The organism is Micromonospora sp. 4G55, from assembly GCF_016803375.1.
On the sequence record NZ_JAEVHN010000068.1, the window covers coordinates 1 to 17,012 of the forward strand.

Here is a 17,012-nt window from a genome sequence, read left to right on the forward strand (position 1 = left end):
GGCCGCGCTCCCGGCACGAACCGGCGGGACCGTACCCGGACCCCGCCCCACCGCCCGTCCGGTCGCCGCCACCGCGGCACCGGCCACCGACCAGTCCTGACCGTTCCGAGGAGGACCCCGATGACCGTCACCCACGGCCAGCCGCTCACCACCGAGATCACCGACATCCTGGTGGCGCACTGCGGCCTGGACGCCGACGCGGCCGCCCGCGCCCCCGCCGCCTCGCTCGAGGAGCTGGGCATGGACTCGCTGGCCCTGCTGGAACTCTCCGCCGTGGTGGCCGACCGGTGGCGGGTGCAGATCCCCGAGCAGGCCGGACAGCTCAGCATCCCCGCCGTCGCCGACCTGGTCGCCCGCCGCGCCCAGCCACCCGGCCACACCGAGAACAGCATCGTGATCGCCGCGCCCCTGCCGCTGGTCTGGGAGATCACCAACGACGTGGCGCGCTGGACCGACCTGTTCACCGAGTACGCCGCGGTGGAGATCCTGCACCAGGAGGGCGACACCGTCCGCTTCCGGCTCACCATGCACCCCGACGAGAACGGGATCGCCTGGAGCTGGGTCAGCGAACGCACCGCCGACCCGGCCAGCCGCCAGGTGCGGGCGCACCGGGTGGAGACCGGGCCGTTCGAGTACATGCGCATCCACTGGCGCTACACCGAGGAACCCGAGGGCGTCCGGATGACCTGGGTGCAGGACTTCGCGATGAAGCCGACCGCACCGGTCGACAACGCCGGCATGACCGCCCGGATCAACGCGAACAGCCGGGTGCAGCTGGCCGTCATCAAGGAGCGCGTCGAGCGGGCGTACGCGGGAGGCGACGATGAGTGAGATCACCACCGGACTGGTCGCCGCCCGCGACGTGACCGCCGACCGGCGCCGCGGCGGCGAGCTGCGGGTGCTGCTCGGCCCGAAGACCGTCGGCAGCACGTCGGGCTTCATGGGGGTGGCGGCGCTCGCCTGCGGGGAGCGGATCGCCGAGCACTACCACCCGTACAGCGAGGAGTTCCTGTACGTCGCGCGGGGCGCCATCACCGTCGACCTGGACGACGAGCCGGTGGAGCTGGCGGCCGGCGAGGCGCTGTTCGTGCCGCGCAACGTCCGGCACCGGCTGCGCAACACCGGCGACGAGCCCGCCGAGGTGGTCTTCCACCTGGGCCCCCTCGCCCCCCGCCCGGAACTCGGCCACGTCGACACCGAACTGGTCGAACAGCGGGGCGCGTCGTGACCGGGCGCCGCACGGTCGTCACCGGCGTCGGGGTGGTCGCGCCGGGCGGCGCCACCCGGGACAGGTTCTGGAAGACCGTCACCGAGGGGCGGACGGCGACCCGGCGGATCAGCTTCTTCGACCCGTCGCCGTTCCGCTCCCAGATCGCCGCCGAGTGCGACTTCGACGCCGACGCCGCCGGGCTCAGCCTCGCCGAGCGGCAGCGCGCCGACCGGTACGTGCAGTTCGCCCTGGCCTGCTCCGCCGAGGCGCTGGCCGACAGCGGCCTGGACCTCACCGACGCCGACCGGCAGGTGACCGGGGTGGTGCTCGGCACCGCCGTCGGCGGCACCATGGCCCTGGAACAGGAGTACGTCCGGGTCAGCGACTCCGGCCGGCACTGGCTGGTCGACCACGCCCTCGGCGGGCCGTACCTCTACCAGGCCCTGGTGCCGAGCAGCCTGGCCGCCGACGTGGCCTGCCGGCACGGGCTGCACGGCCCCGCCCAGGTGATCTCCACCGGCTGCACCTCCGGCATCGACGCCATCGGGTACGCCCACCAGCTGATCGTCGACGGCGAGGCCGATATGGTGCTCGCCGGGGCCGCCGACTCGCCCATCTCCCCGGTCACCGTCGCCTCGTTCGACGCGATCAAGGCGACCAGCCCGGACAACGACGACCCGGCGCACGCCTCCCGGCCGTTCGACGCCGACCGGCACGGCTTCGTCCTCGCCGAGGGCGCCGCGGTGCTGGTGCTGGAGGAGTGGGAACACGCCCGCCGGCGCGGCGCGCACGTCTACTGCGAACTGGCCGGGTACGCCAGCCGCAGCAACGGCTTCCACATGACCGGGCTGCGGCCCGACGGGGTGGAGATGGCGCTGGCCATCAGTGACACGCTGCGGCAGGCGCGGCTGTCCCCGTCGGACGTCTCCTACATCAGCGCGCACGGCTCCGGCACCCGGCAGAACGACCGGCACGAGACGGCGGCGTTCAAGCGGGCGCTCGGCGAGGCCGCGTACCGGGTGCCGGTCAGCTCGATCAAGAGCATGGTCGGGCACTCGCTCGGCGCGATCGGCTCGATCGAGATGGCCGCCTGCGCCCTGGCGATCGAGTACGGCGTGGTGCCGCCCACCGCCAACTGGGCCACCCGGGACCCGGAGTGCGACCTGGACTACGTGCCCAACGTGGCCCGGGAGACGCCGGTGGACGTGGCGCTCTCGGTGGGCAGCGGCTTCGGCGGCTTCCAGTCCGCGATGCTGTTCCGCCGGCTGGCGGTGGCGGCGTGACCGGCCCGGGCGGGGTGAGCGCCCGGGCGGTGGTCACCGGCATCGGGGTGGTGGCGCCCAGCGGCATCGGCGTCGACGCGCACTGGCGCACGGTGCGCGACGGCATCCGGCGCACCGGGCCGATCACCCTGTTCGACCCGGCGAGCTACCCGACCCGGGTCGCCGGCGAGGTGGCCGACTTCGACGCGGCGGCGTACGTCGACAACCGGCAGCTCGTGCAGACCGACCGGTGGACCCACCTGGGCTTCGCCGCGACCCGGCTGGCGCTGGCCGACGCCGGCCTGCCCGAGCGGGCCCCCGATCCGTACGGGTGGGCGGTCACCCTGGCCAGCTCGTCCGGGGGCAACCTGTTCGGGCAGCGGGAGCTGCAACGGCTCTGGGGCGGGTCGTCCCGCACCGTCGGGGCGTACCAGTCGATCGCCTGGTTCTACGCCGCCAGCGTCGGGCAGCTCTCCATCCACCACCAGTTCAAGGGGCCGTGCGGGGTACTGGTCGCCGAGACCGCCGGCGGCCTGGACAGCCTCGCCCACGCGGTGCGCACCGTGCGCCGGGGCACCCCGGTGGTGATCGCCGGGGCGACCGAGTGCCCGCTGAGCCCGTACGCGCTGGCCTGCCAGCTCCGCTCCGGACTGCTCAGCGACGGCGCCGACCCGGAGGCGGCGTACCGGCCGTTCGACCGCTCGGCCGGCGGCTACGTGCCCGCCGAGGGCGGGGCGGTCTTCGTGGTGGAGGAACTGGGCCACGCGCGGGCCCGGGGCGCCCGGATCTACGGCGAGGTCAGCGGCTGGGCGGCCACCCACGACGCCGCCCACACCGGCCCCGACACCGCCGGCGACCCGGACCAGTACGCCCGGGCGATGCGGCTGGCCCTGGACCGGGCCGGCGTCACCGCCGACGAGGTGGACGTGGTGCTGCCAGACGCGCTGGGCGTGCCCCGCTACGACCGCGGCGAGGCCCGAGGCGCTGCGCGCCGTCTTCGGCGACCGGCCGCCGCCGGTGACCACCCACAAGCCGCTGACCGGCCGGGCCCACCAGGGCGGGTCGGCGCTGGACGTGGCCACCGCGCTGCTCGCCTTCCGGCACGACGAGTTGCCCGCGTCGGCCGGGCCCCGGGAGCCGGCGCCCGGCTGTGAACTGGACTTCCTGCGGACGCCCCGGCAGCCGCGCCACCGGGTCGCCCTGGTGGGCGCGCGCGGCTTCGACGGATTCAACAGCGCGCTGGTGCTGCGCGGGGCGCCACCGGCGCCGAGAGCGGCGGAGGAGTAGCGGCCGCGCCCCGAGGTCATCCGCCGCCGATCGGGATGGCGGAGGATCGCGGGCATGGCGTACCTGTTCCTGCTGCTCGCGATCTCCGCCGAGGTGTTCGGCACCAGCCTGCTCAAGGCCACCGACGGGTTCACCCGGCTCTGGCCGACGGTCGGCCTCGCCGGGTCGTACCTGGCGGCGTTCCTGCTGCTCGCCCTGGCGGTGCGGGACATTCCGGTCGGGGTGGCGTACGCCGTGTGGTCCGGGCTCGGCACCGCGGCGATCGTGGCGATCGGCGCGGTCTTCCTCGGTGAGCCGCTGAGCGTGACCAAGGTGGTCGGCGTCGGCCTGGTCATCGCCGGGGTGGTGGTGCTCAACCTCGGCGGCGCGCACTGAGGACGGTGCCACCGATCGCGGATGGGGATCCGGCGGGTGCGGGATCCGGTGTGGCGGTCGGCGTGGTCGGCTCGACGGACGGCAGAGGCGACGCCGTGGCCGCCGGCGTCTCGGTCCCGTCGGGCAGCAGCGTCTCGACGACGTCGCCTGCGAGCGCTCGCTTGTCGGGGTCGGCGCACCCGTAGAGCGTGGCCTTGAAGTCTAGGTCGACCGACTCCTGGGCTCCGGAGGGGACCAGGTCGTGGATGTGGCGGGCCGCGAGGGCGTCCAGCGTCGTGCCGAAGACGGACTCCAGGCGGCGGGATCGAAGGGCGACCATCTGCACTCCTGCGGGAAGGGGGAGGAGGACCGGCTGTCCATTCTGCCGCGCCGCCGCGACGACCGGCACCGAGAACATCCTGATCGCGGCGCTGATGGTCATCGCGGTGATCTCCATCGGCGCGTTGCTCTGGATCGTCCTGGCCAGCGGGTCGGAGATCGGCACCACTGCGTTGGCCGCAATCCCGGCGATCGCCACCATCACCGGCAGCGCCGTCGGGGGGATCGTGCTCGTGTTGCGGAGGCGGTCGGGCCGATCTCGGCGCAGCTAGTGCCCTGACCACAAGCGTTCACGGTGTTGGTTGACACGCTGTACCGATACGTGCCCCAGCCGCGGTCCACGCGGCCAGCCGCCTCATCGCGTACATCGCTGGTCCGTTGTCACTGTCGCCGCCGCGCCCCGACCGCGCGGGTACCCGCCGGCGGTCGGGGCAGGCGTGCGCCCGGATCCGGTGCCGCGGTCGTGCGGGCGCGCCGGCTCTCTTGACCGCCAACTTGCTGCTTTACTATGACCCTAGTAAAGCAGTAAGGGGCTACCGTGTTCGTCTTCCGGCTCGACACCCACTCCGGCGTGCCGCCGTACCTGCAACTCGTCCAGCAGGTCCGCCAGGCAGTGCTGCTGGGCTTCCTCCAACCCGGCGACCGCCTCCCGCTCATCCGCGAGGTGGTCGAGGACCTGGCGATCAATCCGAACACCGTCGCCAAGGCGTACCGGCAGATGGAGCAGGAGAACCTGGTCACCGGCCGGCCCGGCCAGGGCACGTTCGTCAATGAACAGCAGTCGGCCGCGATGCCGGCATCGACGTACACGTCGCTGCGCCGCGGCCTGGCGACCTGGCTGCGCCGCGCCTACGCCGCCGGCCTCGACGAGCAGGCGGTCAACGCGCTTTTTACTTCCGTCCACCAGCAGACCAGGAATGAGGACGTGGCGTGACAGAGACCGAGTTCGCGCTGCGCACCGACGGTGTGGGCAAGCGATACCGGAAGGGCTGGGCGCTGCGCGACTGCACCCTGACCCTGCCGGCCGGCGGCGTGATCGCCCTGGTCGGGCCGAACGGCGCGGGCAAGACCACGCTGCTGCGCCTGGTCGTCGGTTGCTGGCACCGAGCACCGGCACCGTGGAGGTCCTCGGCCACGACGTCACCGCCAGCACCCCGCACACCCTGTCCCGGGTCGGGTTCCTGGCCCAGGACCACCCGCTGTACAAGCGCTTCACCGTCGCCGAGATGCTCCGCTTCGGCCGGGCCTGCAACCTGCGGTTCGACCAGGGGCTGGCCGAACGCCGGCTGGCGAAGCTGGGCATCCCACTCGACCGCAGAACCGGTACGCTCTCCGGCGGGCAGCAGGCCCAGGTCGCGTTGGCCCTGGCCCTGGCGAAGCGACCGGACCTGCTCGTCCTCGACGAGCCGGTGGCCAGCCTCGACCCGCTGGCCCGGCACGAGTTCCTCCAGGTCCTCATGGGCGCGGTCGCCGAAGGCGGGGTGACCGTCCTGTTCTCCTCCCACCTCGTGCACGAGCTGGAGCGCGTCTGCGACCACCTGATCGTGCTCAACCACGGCCGGGTCACGCTCACCGGTGACATCGACACCCTCCTCGCCGAGCACCGGCTGCTCGTCGGCCCGCGCACGGCCACCGACCTCGACCGGGCCGGCGCCGTCGTGGAGGCCGTCCACAGCGACCGGCACACGACCCTGCTGGTACGCGACGGCGCAATCACCACCGCGCCCGGCTGGCAGGCCCAGCCGGTCGCGCTGGAGGACCTGGTGCTGGCGTACCTGCGCCGGCCGTCCGAGCCGAGCGCCGCGGTCACGTCGGGGGTGGCGGCATGACGTGGTTGATCTGGCGCCAGCACCGGACCGAGGTCTGCGTCCTGGGTCTGCTTGTCGGCATGTTCGGCATTGCCCTGCTCGTGCTCGGGACGCAGGCCCACGACCTGTTCCCCGGCGGTCCCGCCCGGTGTGCGGGAGAGGCCGGTATCAACGAGGGCTGCGCGGCCTCCTTCCGCCGGCTCGACGAGGGGTACGGGTACGTCGAGAACCTCCTGGCGGGCTTCTATCTGGTCCCCGTCGTCATCGGTGCGTTCCTCGGTGCGCCGCTGCTCGCGCGCGAACTGGAGGGCGGCACCTGGCAGCTCGCCTGGACGCAGGCCGTGCCGCGGATGCGCTGGCTGGCCGCCAAGCTCGCGGCACTGGCCGGCGTCACCGTCACGCTCACCGCGCTGTTCACCGCGGTGCTCACCTGGTTCCGTCAGCCATTCGACGCGTGGGAAGGGCGGTTCCAGTACGACGCCTTCGACCTGGAGGGACTTGTTCCGGTGGCGTACGCGCTGTTCGCGTTCGGCGTCGCCACCGCCGCCGGGGCAATCCTGCGGCGCAGCCTGCCCGCGTTCGGCGTCGCGTTCGGGGCGTTCCTCGCCGCCCGGATGCCGGTGGCGCTGTTGGCCCGTCCCGCGTACGCCACCCCGCTCACCACCATGGAGCCGGTCCCCGTCGGCGGCTCGAAGGACCAGGCGGGGCACCGGCCCGTGCCCAGCTTCGCTGACTGGATGATCGAACACGGCTACGCAGACGCCACCGGGCGCAGGCTGAGCTGGACCGAGTACTACGAGCTGGAGGGCGCCGCCAACCGGGCCGGCACCAACCTCAACCAGTTCCTGCACGCGCGGGGCATCCAGCAGTTCGAGATCCACCACCCGGCCGACCGGTTCTGGACGTTCCAGCTCATCGAGGCGGCCCTGTTCGTCGCCGTCGCGGCGGTCCTGATCGGTGTGGTGGTATGGCGGGTACGGCGCCGTATGATCTAGTGCCCTGACCACAACCGTTCACGGTGTTGGTCGACACGCTGTTCGGCTTGTCGGCCGGGCGGCGTGTCGACGTTCACGCTGTGTGGATGGCAGAACCTGTGCGGGTGCGGAGGCTGTCTGACCGGGAGGGTCAGCAGTTGCTGCGGATCACTCGAAGAGGTACTGGCTCGGCGATTCGGCTGCGTCGGGCGATGGTGGTGCTGGCCTCGGCCGGTGGGAACACCGTGGCGGCGATTGCCCGGCTGGTGCAGGCCGACGAGGACTCGGTCCGCCAGGTCATCCATCGGTTCAACGAGATGGGGATGGCCAGCCTGGACCCTCGGTGGGCGGGTGGCCGTCCCCGCCAGATCAGTCCTGACGACGAAGCGTTCATCGTCACGACGGCCAACACCCGGCCCGAGACCTTCGGGCTGCCGTTCACCCGCTGGAGCATCCGTAAGCTCGCCGACCACCTGGCCCACAACACTGGGACCCGGCGGGTCCCGGTCGGCCGGGAGCGACTGCGGCAGTTACTGCATCAGCACGAGATCACCTTCCAACGGACCAAGACCTGGAAGGAGTCCACCGATCCCGACCGCGACGCCAAGTTGGCCCGCATCGACGAGGTGACCGCCCGCTTCGCCGACCGGGTGTTCGCCTTCGACGAGTTCGGCCCACTGGCGATCCGCCCGCACGCCGGCAGCGGCTGGGTCCCGCAAGGGCCATCCCCGCCGGTTGCCGGCCAACTACCACAAGCGCCACGGCGTACGGCAGTTCCACGGCTGCTACAGAGTGGGCCAGGACATGCTGTGGGGCGTCGTACGCCGAGGCAAGTCCGCAGCCAATACCCTGACCGCGCTCAAATCGATCCGGTCGGCCTGCCCCGACGGTGCGCCGATCTACGTCATCCTGGACAACCTGTCCGCCCACAAGGGCGCCAAGATCCGCGCCTGGGCCGCCCGGCACAACGTCGAGCTGTGCTTCACCCCGACCTACGCCTCCTGGGCCAACCCGATCGAGGCCCAGTTCGGACCGCTGCGCACCTTCGTCGTCGCCGGCTCCGACCACCCCAGCCACCCAGCACTGGCCCGCGCTCTGCACGCCTACCTGCGCTGGCGCAACGCCAACGCCCGCCACCCGGATGTACTCGCCGCTCAACGCCGCGAGCGAGCCAGGATCCGAAGCGAGCGTCAACGCCGGTGAGGAGCAGGGCCTGTAGGCCCGTTGCTGTCCCCACTGTTCATCAGAGGGATCTGGACCAGGTGACCCTCGGCGGAGCAGGCCGGTGAAAGGCCGCGGCACTAGGCTCGAGGCCATGCAGGACGCCGCCCTCCACGGCGCCCAGGTGCCCTCCCGCGACGCGATCCTCGACGCCGCCACGGCACTGATGGCGCGGCTCGGCTACGCCGGTGCCTCCATCTCGAAGATTTCCGCCGCCTCCGGGGCGCCGGTCAGCTCGATCTACTGGCACTTCGGCAGCAAGGACGGGATCTACCTCGCCGTGCTCCGCCGTGCCCGCCAGTACCTCGTCGGCTCGCTCCCGGGGACCCGGCCGCCCGGCGACACGGTGGGGGAGCGGCTCACCGCGTTCCTCGACGGCGCCAGCGCCGCGTTCGAGCAGCATCCACACGACCTACGGCTGCTGCTCGGTCTCGGCATGCTCGAGGAGGGCATGGGTGCCGCGGCCATCGCGGAGCTGCGGCAGTACCGGTTGGCCCTGCGGCAGTGGGCCACCGATTCGCTCGGCCACGTCTTCGGCCTCGACGACCGCCCGGCCATCGCCGACGAACTCGCCCGTTTCATGCTGAGCGTGGTCGGCGGGACCGCGATGGCGCGCTGGTTCGACGGTCCGGTGACGCCGCTGCCCGTACCGCAACTGTGCGTCGCCCTGCTGGCGCTCGCCCGCCAGCACGGGCTGCCGGTGGACGAGGACCCGGCGTAGGTAGGCAGGTCTTCAGGCTCGGGTGCGAGTCGAGTTCCCTGCGCCCCCGCACGAGATGCAAGCCGGAGGTCGGCTCGCCATCCATTGACATCGATCGCTGTGGTGGTCATTCTGGCAGAAGCCAGTTACCGAACGGTCAGTAGCCATATATGTCCGTATATGGAGCCGTTCGGGTGGAGCCCCCAAGGAGGACATGGTGTCTGTGCGTAGGCTGACATTGACAGTGGCTCTCGCGGTCGCCGTCGCCGGTACCGCGGTCGTCGACATCCCGGTGGCGAGCGCCGGGGACAGTCGCGAGCAGCAGATCGGCGCGACTGAGACGAGGACCATCCGGTACGGGCCGTGGACTCTTCCCGCCGCCACCGGCCACACCCACGACGAGATGGGCAGCACCGGGAACCGACTGACCCTCGACATCGCCAAGCCGTGCGAGCGGTGCATGGTGACGGCGATCAAGCCGAACCTGGTGTACGAGGACGGCCGGAACGCGAACGTCAACACCGGTCCGATGCTGCACCACGCGGTCATCGGTCAGCTCGGTGAGCCGGATCTGGTGTGCCGTCTCGGCGGACTCGGTCCGAAACGCGTGTTCTCGACGGGCAACGAACGGACCCCGGTGACGTTGCCCGCCGGCTACGGCATGCGGATCGACTCGGGCGACCGCTGGAGCATGGTGTACGACCTGATGAACCATGCCCACGAGGAGAAGAGCGTCTACATCTCCCTCGAGTACACCTACGTCACCGGCGAGGCCGCCCGGCGACTGACGCCGGTCACCCCGATGTGGTTGGACGTGGTCAGCTGCCTCAACCCCACCTTCGACGTCCCCGCCGGAAGTGTCACCCGAACCGCACGGTGGACCTCGACGGTGAACGGTCGGATCGTCTACATGAAGGGTCACCTGCACCACGGCGGCCGGACCATCACGACCACCAACGTCACCACCGGCCAACGAATATGCGCGGTCACCGTGGTGTCAGGTGGCTCACCGGAGTTCATCGACCCCCACGGCAACCCCGAGATCTCCAGTGCCCCACCCTGTGCGGGCTCTCCGATCACGACCATCCGCCGGGGTGATGTCCTGGAGGTCGCGGCCCACTACGTGGCCGACCATCCCCACGAGAACGTCATGGGCATCATGACCGGCTGGATCGCGACGGGCTGACGGCGCGATCGAGGGACGTCGGGTGGGCGGGCCGGCGCGGTGCCCGGCCCGCCCACGCCCCTCCGGCGTCATCCACCGACCTCGCCCCCGGACGGTGTGTCGGACGGGGCCTACCCGGAAAGCGCGCAACCACATCGGGACATTCCGATGTAGGACGGTTCCGACCTGCGGAGAGTGCCATGTCAACTCTGGATGGGAGCGCCCCCGTCACCCGGTTGCGCCGCTCCCGGCCCTGGCGCCGGACCACGTGCCACCTCCTGGCGCTGGCGCTGCTGGTCGTCTGGACGGCGATGTTCCTGGGCGCCCCGCACCTGCGCACCAGTGCGAGCGTCCGGCAGGTCGCGCTCTTCGCTCACCTCGCCGCGATGGTGCTGGGCTTCGGCGCGGTGTTGACGCTGGACTGGTTCGCTCTGATGTGGCTGCTACGACGCCGGGAGCTGGCGACCGTCGTGCAGGTCGCGTACGGCGTCCACACGCCGGTCTGGCTCGGCCTGGGCGGCCTGACGGCCAGCGGTGTGGTTCTCGCCCCCGACACGTCCGCACCGTGGACCGTCGTCAAGCTGGTCGCGGTGTTGGCCGTGGCGATCAATGGTCTCTACGCGCGGCAGGTGCAGGAGCGGTTGGCGGAACTGAACGGAAACGCCCCACCGCGCGGGGTCCTGCTGGCGGCGACCCTGGTCATGGTGACCTCCCAGGCCGGCTGGTGGACCGCCACCGCCATCGGATTTCTCAACGCTCAGCGGTGACGGGTGAGTCCGTCGGGCGCGGCGGCGATGGTGCGTCCGCCGGACCAGGGGCGCATGCCGGGCCGTTGCCGGCCCGGTCGCGGTATCGCGACGGTGCCGACGTCGCGCGGCCACTACACCTGGTGCAGGAAGAGCAGGCCGAAGGCGGCGGCGAGCGCGGCGCATCCGGTGACGGTGATGGTGCGAAGCCGTGCGGGCAGGTCGGCGTCCCAGCCCTCGACCGCCCCGGAGGCGCGGCGGATGAGCGGGGTGGCGGCGCGCCCCGCGCCGAAACCGACACCGGCGAGTGCGGCGAGCTGCAGGCGCTGACCGGCGAGAAGAATCGCGATCGCGAGCACGTACGGGGCGGTGGCCGACAGGTACGTCCGCACGCCGGTGCCGAGTTCGAATCCGAATCGCAGCGCTCCGCGCCGCGGGCTGGGCCGCAGCACGTCCTGCGGCACCTGACGGGCATTCTGCGGCAGGGGGATGCGCACCACCTTGGCGTCCCGGAGCACTCCCAGCAGCGCCACCGCCACGACGGCCGCGTACCGCCAGGACACCGGCAGCGGCGCCGACAGTCCGGAGAGCGCCCCGAGGACCACCCCGCTGAGCAGGCCACCGGCGAGCAGCCCCAGGACGAACAGGGTGAGGAGCGTCCCCTGCGGATGCCGATCTCGCCGCCCGGGCGAGGCTAGCGCGTACGCGCTGTTGCGGGTTCAAACCGAGCCGGAGAGCGTGTAGCCCGCCAGCCCGCCGACCACCGCCCAGGTGAGCACGTGCCCGTAGGCGGCGGCGAGCATCGCGCCGGCGGTGAGCAGCAGGACGGGTACGAGCGGGTCGGTGGCCCACCGGCGCAGCCACCGAACGGGTCGTACGGGTGGCGACTGACCCGTCATACGGCGCCGCCGGTGAGCGTCCGCCAGGTGCTCTGTCCCACGACGCCGTTGACGTCGAGCCCGTTCTGCCGCTGGAAGTCCCGTACCGCGGATTCCGTCCCCGAACCGAAGACCCCGTCGACGGTCAGCCCGTACGCGTGCTTGTTGAGTTGCCGCTGCACGCCACGCACGACGTCTCCGGCGTACGGATGGTGCGCGGTGGCCCCGACGATGGGCAGCCGCGGCCGGGGGTCGACCACCCGGCCCACCGTGATGCCGCCGGCCGACACCGTGGCCACGAGGGCGGGCCAGGTCTGGGCGTCGACGACGCCGGTCGCCGGGATTCCCCTGGCCGACTGGAACTGCTTCACCCTGGTCTCGGTGCCGCTGCCGAAGTTGCCGTCCACCGTGGTGGAGTAGTGCCAGGCGGTCAGCAGGTGCTGCACCGTGTAGACGTTCGGGCCGGTCTGGCCACGCCTGGTGCTGGGCCAGCCGATTGAGGTGAGGCACCCGCAGTCGGTGTTCCAGCGGCAGATCGACCGCACCCAGCCCGAGCTGGTCTGCCGGTAGCCGTCGTGGCAGCGGCGCTCCACCGAGCAGGCGCACGCGCCGCACGCGCCCTGGTAGCGCCACAGCCAGCCGTCGTACGTGCCGGCGTAGCACTGGTTCGGCCGCAGGATCCAGGTCGTGCCGTCGTTCTTGTGGAAGCCCGTGTTCGTCCCGCTGGTGTTGCAGGCGGCGGCGAAGATCGGGCTCGGGCCGCAGCCGGGGGAACAGTTGTGGTCGCTGGCGTAGCTCGGGCAGCTGCCGTAGATGTCGTATCCGTCGGCGTAGGCGCGGCGGGCCGCCGGGAAGATGCTCAGCGCGGCCATTCCCAGCGCGGTGCCGGCCTGCAGCAGCGTGCGGCGGGACAGCGCCCAGGACATGGTCAGACCATTCCTGGTCCGGCTCGCCGGCGCACGCCGGCGGGACGCGGTGCCGGTACCCGGGTCCGTTCCCCGCAGCGCGGGCACCGCGTCGAGGGTGGTCATCGCGTGCCTCCCCGTCGGATCGGGTGGACGGTGTCGTCGCCGGACAGGTCGTCGACCTCGTCGAGCAGGTGGCGCAGGGCCGCCCCGGAGCCGACGGGCTCGGAGCGTCGGATCCGGCCGGTCGCGTCGATCACGACCGCGAACGGGGTGGCGATCGCGTCGTACCGGTCGAACAGGTCCGCCTGCTCGCCGAGGACGGTCATCGGCAGGTCCGCCGCTCGGGGCGGGACGGTGTCGCGGTAGAGGACCCGAAGCACGACGTCGGTCCGTCGGGTGTGTTCGGCGGCCGCGTCGAGCAGTTGGTCGCAGGTCGCGCAGCGGGATCCAGAAAGAGCAGGACCAGGGTGGCCGGGGACGGCGGCGCCAGGTCGCGGAACCGGGGCGCCGGCGAGCCGGGCCGCAGGCCGACGGACCCGGGGCGGCCGACGGTGCCGGTGGACAGGGCGTGCACCTGACGTACCAGGCCGGACACCACGAGGGCCAGCAGCAGGATCGCGATCCAGCTCAGAATCAGCGCGCTCGTCTGGAAACTCATCCGGGTACGCCTCCTCGGGTCACCCCGGCCGCCGGCCGGTCCGGGGTCGGGTCGTGCATGGCGGCGGGCAGGTGCGCCAGGAGCGCGGTGAACGTCGCCGCGGCGAGCAGGACGATGGTGAGTGAGGTGCCGGCTCGCCCCACCGGCACGACCGCGCCGGAGAGAAGTGATCCGAGCAGGGCCAGGCCGGCGAGCGTGGCCGCGCGCGCCACCACCCAGCCGGTCATCGGCACCTCGACCCGTGAGCACCCGCAGGGGACGGCCCGCCCGGTCGACCGGACGTACCAGCCGTAACCCGCGTACGTGGCGAGCAGTGCGACGCTGCCGGCCAGGACCACGCCCAGCAACCGGCCACCGTCGTCGCGGAGCAGGGCGACGACTCCGGCCACGCCGAGCAGGCCCTCGGCCGCGATGACCACCGCCGCGACGGTGGCCGGCGCGGGAACCACCCGGTGGGCGGCCAGCGCTGTCGACAGCGTCGCCGGCTTCGAGAGGTGCTCACCGCAGGCGAGGAGCAGGGTGAGCAGCACGGTGTACGCCGCGACGCTGGCCACCAGAGCGGACACGACGGCCTACTCGGCCGACTGGACGCGTAGCCGGTCCACCAGGTCCGGTACCCGGTCGAGCACCGTGTCGGCCAGTGGCAGCACGGTCACCCAGGTGTCCGCGGCGGCGAGCACGAAGTAGGGCCTGCCGTCCGAGAGCGTGTCCCGGAAGAGTTCTCCCGCCTGAGTCCGCAACCCTCGCCACGACGGCAGCTGTCGCGTGCGCTCCGCGGTGAGCGGCGTCATGTCCAGCAGGCCGAGCCCGGGCACCTGCTTGATCACCGTTGCCGGCGCGGCGAACCGGCTGCCGACCCTGGTGTCGGGGCGCACGATGACGCCGTCGTCGTGCTCGGTGATCCGCAGTGTCCGCAGCATCGCGAGCAGCTGCGCCGTCGAGGCGCCGTACAGCTGGGTGACGAAGCAGTACCGGCGCCCTCGCCACGCCGCCACCAGCCGGTCCTCGGTCAGCCGGATCTGCGCGTCGTACGACCGTGCGCGCGCCGTCAACAGGGTGCCACCCTGATAGGTCAGCTTCTCGTCGAAGTCGTCGACGCCGAGCGCCTGGGCCAGTTCGTCGGCCAGGCCGACCGAGCCGGCCGTGAGCTCGTGCCGCCGGCCGGCGATGGTCAGCTCGACCACCGAGGTGAACGGCGCGCTGAAGTCCAGTGGGCCGCTGAGCCGGAACCGCCGGCCGTCCATGGCGCGGTGTGCGACAGCTGCCTCCGCGGCTACCATCCCCGCCACCTCCCCCCGTGGGTACGGCACGTGGTGGCCTCACATCATCCGCGCCTCAACTATCTCTGACAAGCCCAATGTGCCTGCTCGTGTCACCGCACGCCCGGGAATCACTCATGCGCTCATCGATTCCCCCGCGATTTCCACTGAGGCGAAAGGCCGATGAGCGTACGGATATTTCCAGCAGAGGACCGACACGTCCACTTCGAGCGACAACTGTCCAGATCGTGCCATGCCGTAGCGACGGCTGTCCGGTCGCGACCGGCGTTGTGGGCGGGGGTCGGGCTCGGTGCGCCGCCGCCGGATCTGCCGGGGCGCACATCTCGGGGAACCGAGCCGTGCTCCGTCCCTGAATGGTGTGTGACCAGGCCGAAAAGACCGAGCCGCGAGGCGGTCACCGGCCGCTGCGGTGCCTCGTCGTCGACTCCGGGCGCACGACGGCCCGGCCGGTGGTGTCCCGACCCGGCGGACGCGCCTGATCCTGCCTGTCCGATCGAGTGTCGGCAATCCGGCCGGCCGCTCTTTCTGATCTAGCCATTTGCATCTAGCAATGGCTTTCCGGCCTGTCGTAGGGTTCCGACAGCACCCCGAAAGACGCACTTGATGGGCGGATTCCGCCCTATTTGACGCTGGGCGGTGGACGGCAGTGACCATGGATCGTCCGACGGAAGATTCTACGGCGACAGACCCGAGCTGGGTTGACCAAATATTGTTAACAGGCAATTCGACCGACATTTGTCTCCGTCTGCCGGAGCCGGTCGACCGGGGCACCCTGCGCCGCCTGGTCGGCGAGGCGCAGGCCCGTCTCGCCGCGGCCGGACTGCGCCCCGGCGGCGCCGCCGCGCTGCGGCTGCCGCCGTCGCTGGCGTACGTGGTGAACCTGCTGGCGACCTGGCGCACCGGCGCCCAGGCGGTGCTGCTCGACCACCGGCTCACCGACCACGAGGTGGACCGGGCGCTGGACCGGCTCACCCCGCAGGTGGTCGTCGCACCGGTCCGCACCGGCGGCGGCGCGCTGCGGATCTTCGTCGACGTCACCGAGGGCGTCACGGCCCACTCGGACGCCCCGGCCACCAGCGGCCACGCGGTGATCCAGCTCAGCTCCGGCTCCACCGGGCCGTCCAAGGTGATCGGTCGCACCGCGGCTGACCTGGTCGCCGAGGTGCGCCGCTACACCCGGATCGACGGGGTGGCGCTGCCCGGCGAGCGGATCATCCTGCTGCCGTCCATGGTGCACGTGCTCGGCCTGGTCGGCGGCCTGCTCTACGGCCTGCACGCCGGCGTGGAGCTGGTCCCGCCGGAGCGGCTCGGCGGCGAGGCGATCCTGGCCGCCGTCGCCGCCCAGGACACCCCGGCCACGGTGCTCGGCGTCCCCTTCCACATCGGACTGCTCGCCTCCACTCGACCGGACCGCCCGCTGCCGCAGTTCACGCGGATGACCACCGGCGGGGAACTGGTCCCGGCCGCCGCCGCGCAGGCGTTCGCCGACCGCTTCGGCGTCCCGCTGGGCAACATGTACGGGATGACGGAGGTCGGGGTGATCGGCACCGACCTGTACGGACGGCACCGCCCGTCGATCGCGCCCGCCCCCGGCATCGAGGTCCGCGAGTCCGACGGCGAACTCTGGGTGAGCTGCCCGGCGTCGCCGTACGTGGGGCTCAGCGACCCCACCCGCTGGGCCGACGGCTGGCTGCACACCCGCGACGCCGGCACCGTCGACCCGGCGACCGGTCTGGTCACCGTCAAGGGCCGGCTCGACTCGCAGGTCTCCATCGGCGGGATGAAGGTGGACCTCACCGAGGTCGAGGCCACCCTCACCGGGCTGCCCGGGGTGGCCGCCGCCGTGGTCCTGTACGACGACGGCATCACCGCGTACGTGCAACCCGACGGCCCGCTGTCGGAGGAGGTGCTGGACAAGCTCCTCGCCGAGCGGCTCGCCGGCTACAAGCGCCCCCGCACCCTGCACCTGGTCGACCAGTTGCCCCGGACCACCACCGGCAAGCTGGTCCGCTCGGTCACCGCGCTGCGGGCGGCGGCCCCGTGACCGGCCCGCTCGGCGAACACCCGGGCACCGGCCCGCTACGCCAACCGCACCGACACCTCGACCTCGCCGTGGGCGGCCGGCACCTGGTCGACCAGTTGCCCCGGACCACCACCGGCAAGCTGGTCCGCTCGGTCACCGCGCTGCGGGCGGCGGCCCCGTGACCGGCCCGCTCGGCGAA

General features: G+C 72.2%; 19 protein-coding genes and 3 pseudogenes. 14 read left to right on the top strand and 8 right to left on the bottom strand.

Features of this window, described 5'->3' with window-relative positions; all coding sequences use genetic code 11:
• The first annotated feature begins 120 nt into the window (after window positions 1-120).
• The 5 genes and pseudogenes from JNW89_RS08860 (at window position 121) to JNW89_RS08880 (ending at window position 4,134) form a co-directional block, all read left to right on the top strand.
• Window positions 121-831: an SRPBCC family protein gene (locus tag JNW89_RS08860; protein WP_238448491.1), complete on the top strand. Its 711-nt coding sequence runs from the start codon at window positions 121-123 to the stop codon at window positions 829-831.
• Window positions 824-1,228, top strand: coding sequence for a cupin domain-containing protein (locus tag JNW89_RS08865; RefSeq protein WP_238448492.1), 405 nt, complete (start codon window positions 824-826; stop codon window positions 1,226-1,228). Before JNW89_RS08860 ends, JNW89_RS08865 begins: the two co-directional genes overlap by 8 nt.
• Window positions 1,225-2,493 (top strand): beta-ketoacyl synthase, encoded by a 1,269-nt coding sequence (locus JNW89_RS08870; RefSeq protein WP_238448493.1) that lies wholly within the window; start codon window positions 1,225-1,227, stop codon window positions 2,491-2,493. Before JNW89_RS08865 ends, JNW89_RS08870 begins: the two co-directional genes overlap by 4 nt.
• A gap of 14 nt (window positions 2,494-2,507) precedes the next feature.
• Window positions 2,508-3,759 (top strand): annotated as a pseudogene (locus JNW89_RS08875) (beta-ketoacyl synthase N-terminal-like domain-containing protein).
• A 54-nt stretch (window positions 3,760-3,813) separates the two neighbouring features.
• A complete protein-coding gene (locus JNW89_RS08880; RefSeq protein ID WP_088961664.1) occupies window positions 3,814-4,134 on the top strand; it encodes a multidrug efflux SMR transporter in 321 nt (106 codons plus the stop codon).
• Here JNW89_RS08880 and JNW89_RS08885 read toward each other — a convergent pair.
• Window positions 4,112-4,654, bottom strand: coding sequence for a hypothetical protein (locus tag JNW89_RS08885; RefSeq protein ID WP_238448494.1), 543 nt, complete (start codon window positions 4,652-4,654; stop codon window positions 4,112-4,114). The two genes, JNW89_RS08880 and JNW89_RS08885, sit on opposite strands and share 23 nt — an antisense overlap.
• Window positions 4,655-4,990: 336 nt before the next feature.
• Between JNW89_RS08885 and JNW89_RS08890 the strand changes: the two genes are divergently transcribed.
• From JNW89_RS08890 to JNW89_RS08920, 7 genes and pseudogenes are all read left to right on the top strand, one after another.
• Entirely contained in the window at window positions 4,991-5,386 is a 396-nt protein-coding gene (locus JNW89_RS08890) for a GntR family transcriptional regulator (RefSeq protein WP_238448495.1), read from the top strand.
• Window positions 5,383-6,281, top strand: a pseudogene (locus JNW89_RS08895) (ABC transporter ATP-binding protein). Before JNW89_RS08890 ends, JNW89_RS08895 begins: the two are co-directional and overlap by 4 nt.
• A complete protein-coding gene (locus JNW89_RS08900; protein ID WP_238448496.1) occupies window positions 6,278-7,255 on the top strand; it encodes an ABC transporter permease subunit in 978 nt (325 codons plus the stop codon). The pseudogene JNW89_RS08895 and the gene JNW89_RS08900 overlap by 4 nt, the downstream one beginning before the upstream one ends.
• 86 nt (window positions 7,256-7,341) lie before the next feature.
• Window positions 7,342-8,437 (top strand): annotated as a pseudogene (locus tag JNW89_RS08905) (IS630 family transposase).
• Between the two features lie 112 nt (window positions 8,438-8,549).
• On the top strand, window positions 8,550-9,176 hold the full coding sequence (locus JNW89_RS08910) for a TetR/AcrR family transcriptional regulator (RefSeq protein WP_238448497.1): 627 nt from the start codon (window positions 8,550-8,552) through the stop codon (window positions 9,174-9,176).
• Between the two features lie 223 nt (window positions 9,177-9,399).
• The gene (locus tag JNW89_RS08915; RefSeq protein WP_238448498.1) at window positions 9,400-10,341 is read left to right on the top strand and encodes a hypothetical protein; all 942 of its coding nucleotides are present in this window, start codon (window positions 9,400-9,402) and stop codon (window positions 10,339-10,341) included.
• Between the two features lie 179 nt (window positions 10,342-10,520).
• Complete coding sequence (locus JNW89_RS08920; RefSeq protein ID WP_238448499.1) at window positions 10,521-11,087, top strand: hypothetical protein; 567 nt, start codon at window positions 10,521-10,523, stop codon at window positions 11,085-11,087.
• 113 nt (window positions 11,088-11,200) lie between these two features.
• Here the strand turns inward: JNW89_RS08920 and JNW89_RS08925 are convergent, their stop codons facing one another.
• The 7 genes from JNW89_RS08925 to JNW89_RS08955 all read right to left on the bottom strand — a co-directional run bounded on the left by JNW89_RS08925 (window position 11,201) and on the right by JNW89_RS08955 (window position 14,790).
• A complete protein-coding gene (locus JNW89_RS08925; protein ID WP_238448500.1) occupies window positions 11,201-11,671 on the bottom strand; it encodes a hypothetical protein in 471 nt (156 codons plus the stop codon).
• Window positions 11,672-11,785: 114 nt separating this feature from the next.
• Window positions 11,786-11,965: a hypothetical protein gene (locus JNW89_RS08930; protein ID WP_238448501.1), complete on the bottom strand. Its 180-nt coding sequence runs from the start codon at window positions 11,963-11,965 to the stop codon at window positions 11,786-11,788.
• Entirely contained in the window at window positions 11,962-12,975 is a 1,014-nt protein-coding gene (locus JNW89_RS08935; protein ID WP_238448502.1) for a peptidoglycan-binding protein, read from the bottom strand. Before JNW89_RS08935 ends, JNW89_RS08930 begins: the two co-directional genes overlap by 4 nt.
• Window positions 12,972-13,178: a hypothetical protein gene (locus JNW89_RS08940; protein ID WP_238448503.1), complete on the bottom strand. Its 207-nt coding sequence runs from the start codon at window positions 13,176-13,178 to the stop codon at window positions 12,972-12,974. Before JNW89_RS08940 ends, JNW89_RS08935 begins: the two co-directional genes overlap by 4 nt.
• Window positions 13,175-13,510: a hypothetical protein gene (locus JNW89_RS08945; protein ID WP_238448504.1), complete on the bottom strand. Its 336-nt coding sequence runs from the start codon at window positions 13,508-13,510 to the stop codon at window positions 13,175-13,177. Before JNW89_RS08945 ends, JNW89_RS08940 begins: the two co-directional genes overlap by 4 nt.
• Window positions 13,507-14,076, bottom strand: a complete 570-nt coding sequence (locus JNW89_RS08950) for a MauE/DoxX family redox-associated membrane protein (protein ID WP_238448505.1) — start codon at window positions 14,074-14,076, stop codon at window positions 13,507-13,509. Before JNW89_RS08950 ends, JNW89_RS08945 begins: the two co-directional genes overlap by 4 nt.
• A gap of 6 nt (window positions 14,077-14,082) precedes the next feature.
• Window positions 14,083-14,790: a hypothetical protein gene (locus JNW89_RS08955; RefSeq protein WP_238448506.1), complete on the bottom strand. Its 708-nt coding sequence runs from the start codon at window positions 14,788-14,790 to the stop codon at window positions 14,083-14,085.
• A 652-nt stretch (window positions 14,791-15,442) separates the two neighbouring features.
• Here JNW89_RS08955 and JNW89_RS08960 point away from each other — a divergent pair.
• On the top strand, window positions 15,443-16,834 hold the full coding sequence (locus JNW89_RS08960) for a class I adenylate-forming enzyme family protein (protein ID WP_238448507.1): 1,392 nt from the start codon (window positions 15,443-15,445) through the stop codon (window positions 16,832-16,834).
• Window positions 16,831-16,995 (top strand): hypothetical protein, encoded by a 165-nt coding sequence (locus tag JNW89_RS08965; RefSeq protein WP_238448508.1) that lies wholly within the window; start codon window positions 16,831-16,833, stop codon window positions 16,993-16,995. Before JNW89_RS08960 ends, JNW89_RS08965 begins: the two co-directional genes overlap by 4 nt.
• Window positions 16,996-17,012: the final 17 nt, after the last annotated feature.

Bases quoted from the DNA above. Each gene is read 5' to 3' on its own strand.
- JNW89_RS08860 (WP_238448491.1), top strand. From the start codon at position 121: ATGACCGTCACCCACGGCCAGCCGCTCACCACCGAGATCACCGACATC.
- JNW89_RS08865 (WP_238448492.1), top strand. From the start codon at position 824: ATGAGTGAGATCACCACCGGACTGGTCGCCGCCCGCGACGTGACCGCC.
- JNW89_RS08880 (WP_088961664.1), top strand. From the start codon at position 3,814: ATGGCGTACCTGTTCCTGCTGCTCGCGATCTCCGCCGAGGTGTTCGGC.
- JNW89_RS08885 (WP_238448494.1), bottom strand. From the start codon at position 4,654: ATGGTGGCGATCGCCGGGATTGCGGCCAACGCAGTGGTGCCGATCTCC.
- JNW89_RS08900 (WP_238448496.1), top strand. From the start codon at position 6,278: ATGACGTGGTTGATCTGGCGCCAGCACCGGACCGAGGTCTGCGTCCTG.
- JNW89_RS08910 (WP_238448497.1), top strand. From the start codon at position 8,550: ATGCAGGACGCCGCCCTCCACGGCGCCCAGGTGCCCTCCCGCGACGCG.
- JNW89_RS08920 (WP_238448499.1), top strand. From the start codon at position 10,521: ATGTCAACTCTGGATGGGAGCGCCCCCGTCACCCGGTTGCGCCGCTCC.
- JNW89_RS08930 (WP_238448501.1), bottom strand. From the start codon at position 11,965: ATGACGGGTCAGTCGCCACCCGTACGACCCGTTCGGTGGCTGCGCCGG.
- JNW89_RS08935 (WP_238448502.1), bottom strand. From the start codon at position 12,975: ATGACCACCCTCGACGCGGTGCCCGCGCTGCGGGGAACGGACCCGGGT.
- JNW89_RS08940 (WP_238448503.1), bottom strand. From the start codon at position 13,178: ATGACCGTCCTCGGCGAGCAGGCGGACCTGTTCGACCGGTACGACGCG.
- JNW89_RS08945 (WP_238448504.1), bottom strand. From the start codon at position 13,510: ATGAGTTTCCAGACGAGCGCGCTGATTCTGAGCTGGATCGCGATCCTG.
- JNW89_RS08955 (WP_238448506.1), bottom strand. From the start codon at position 14,790: ATGGTAGCCGCGGAGGCAGCTGTCGCACACCGCGCCATGGACGGCCGG.
- JNW89_RS08960 (WP_238448507.1), top strand. From the start codon at position 15,443: ATGGATCGTCCGACGGAAGATTCTACGGCGACAGACCCGAGCTGGGTT.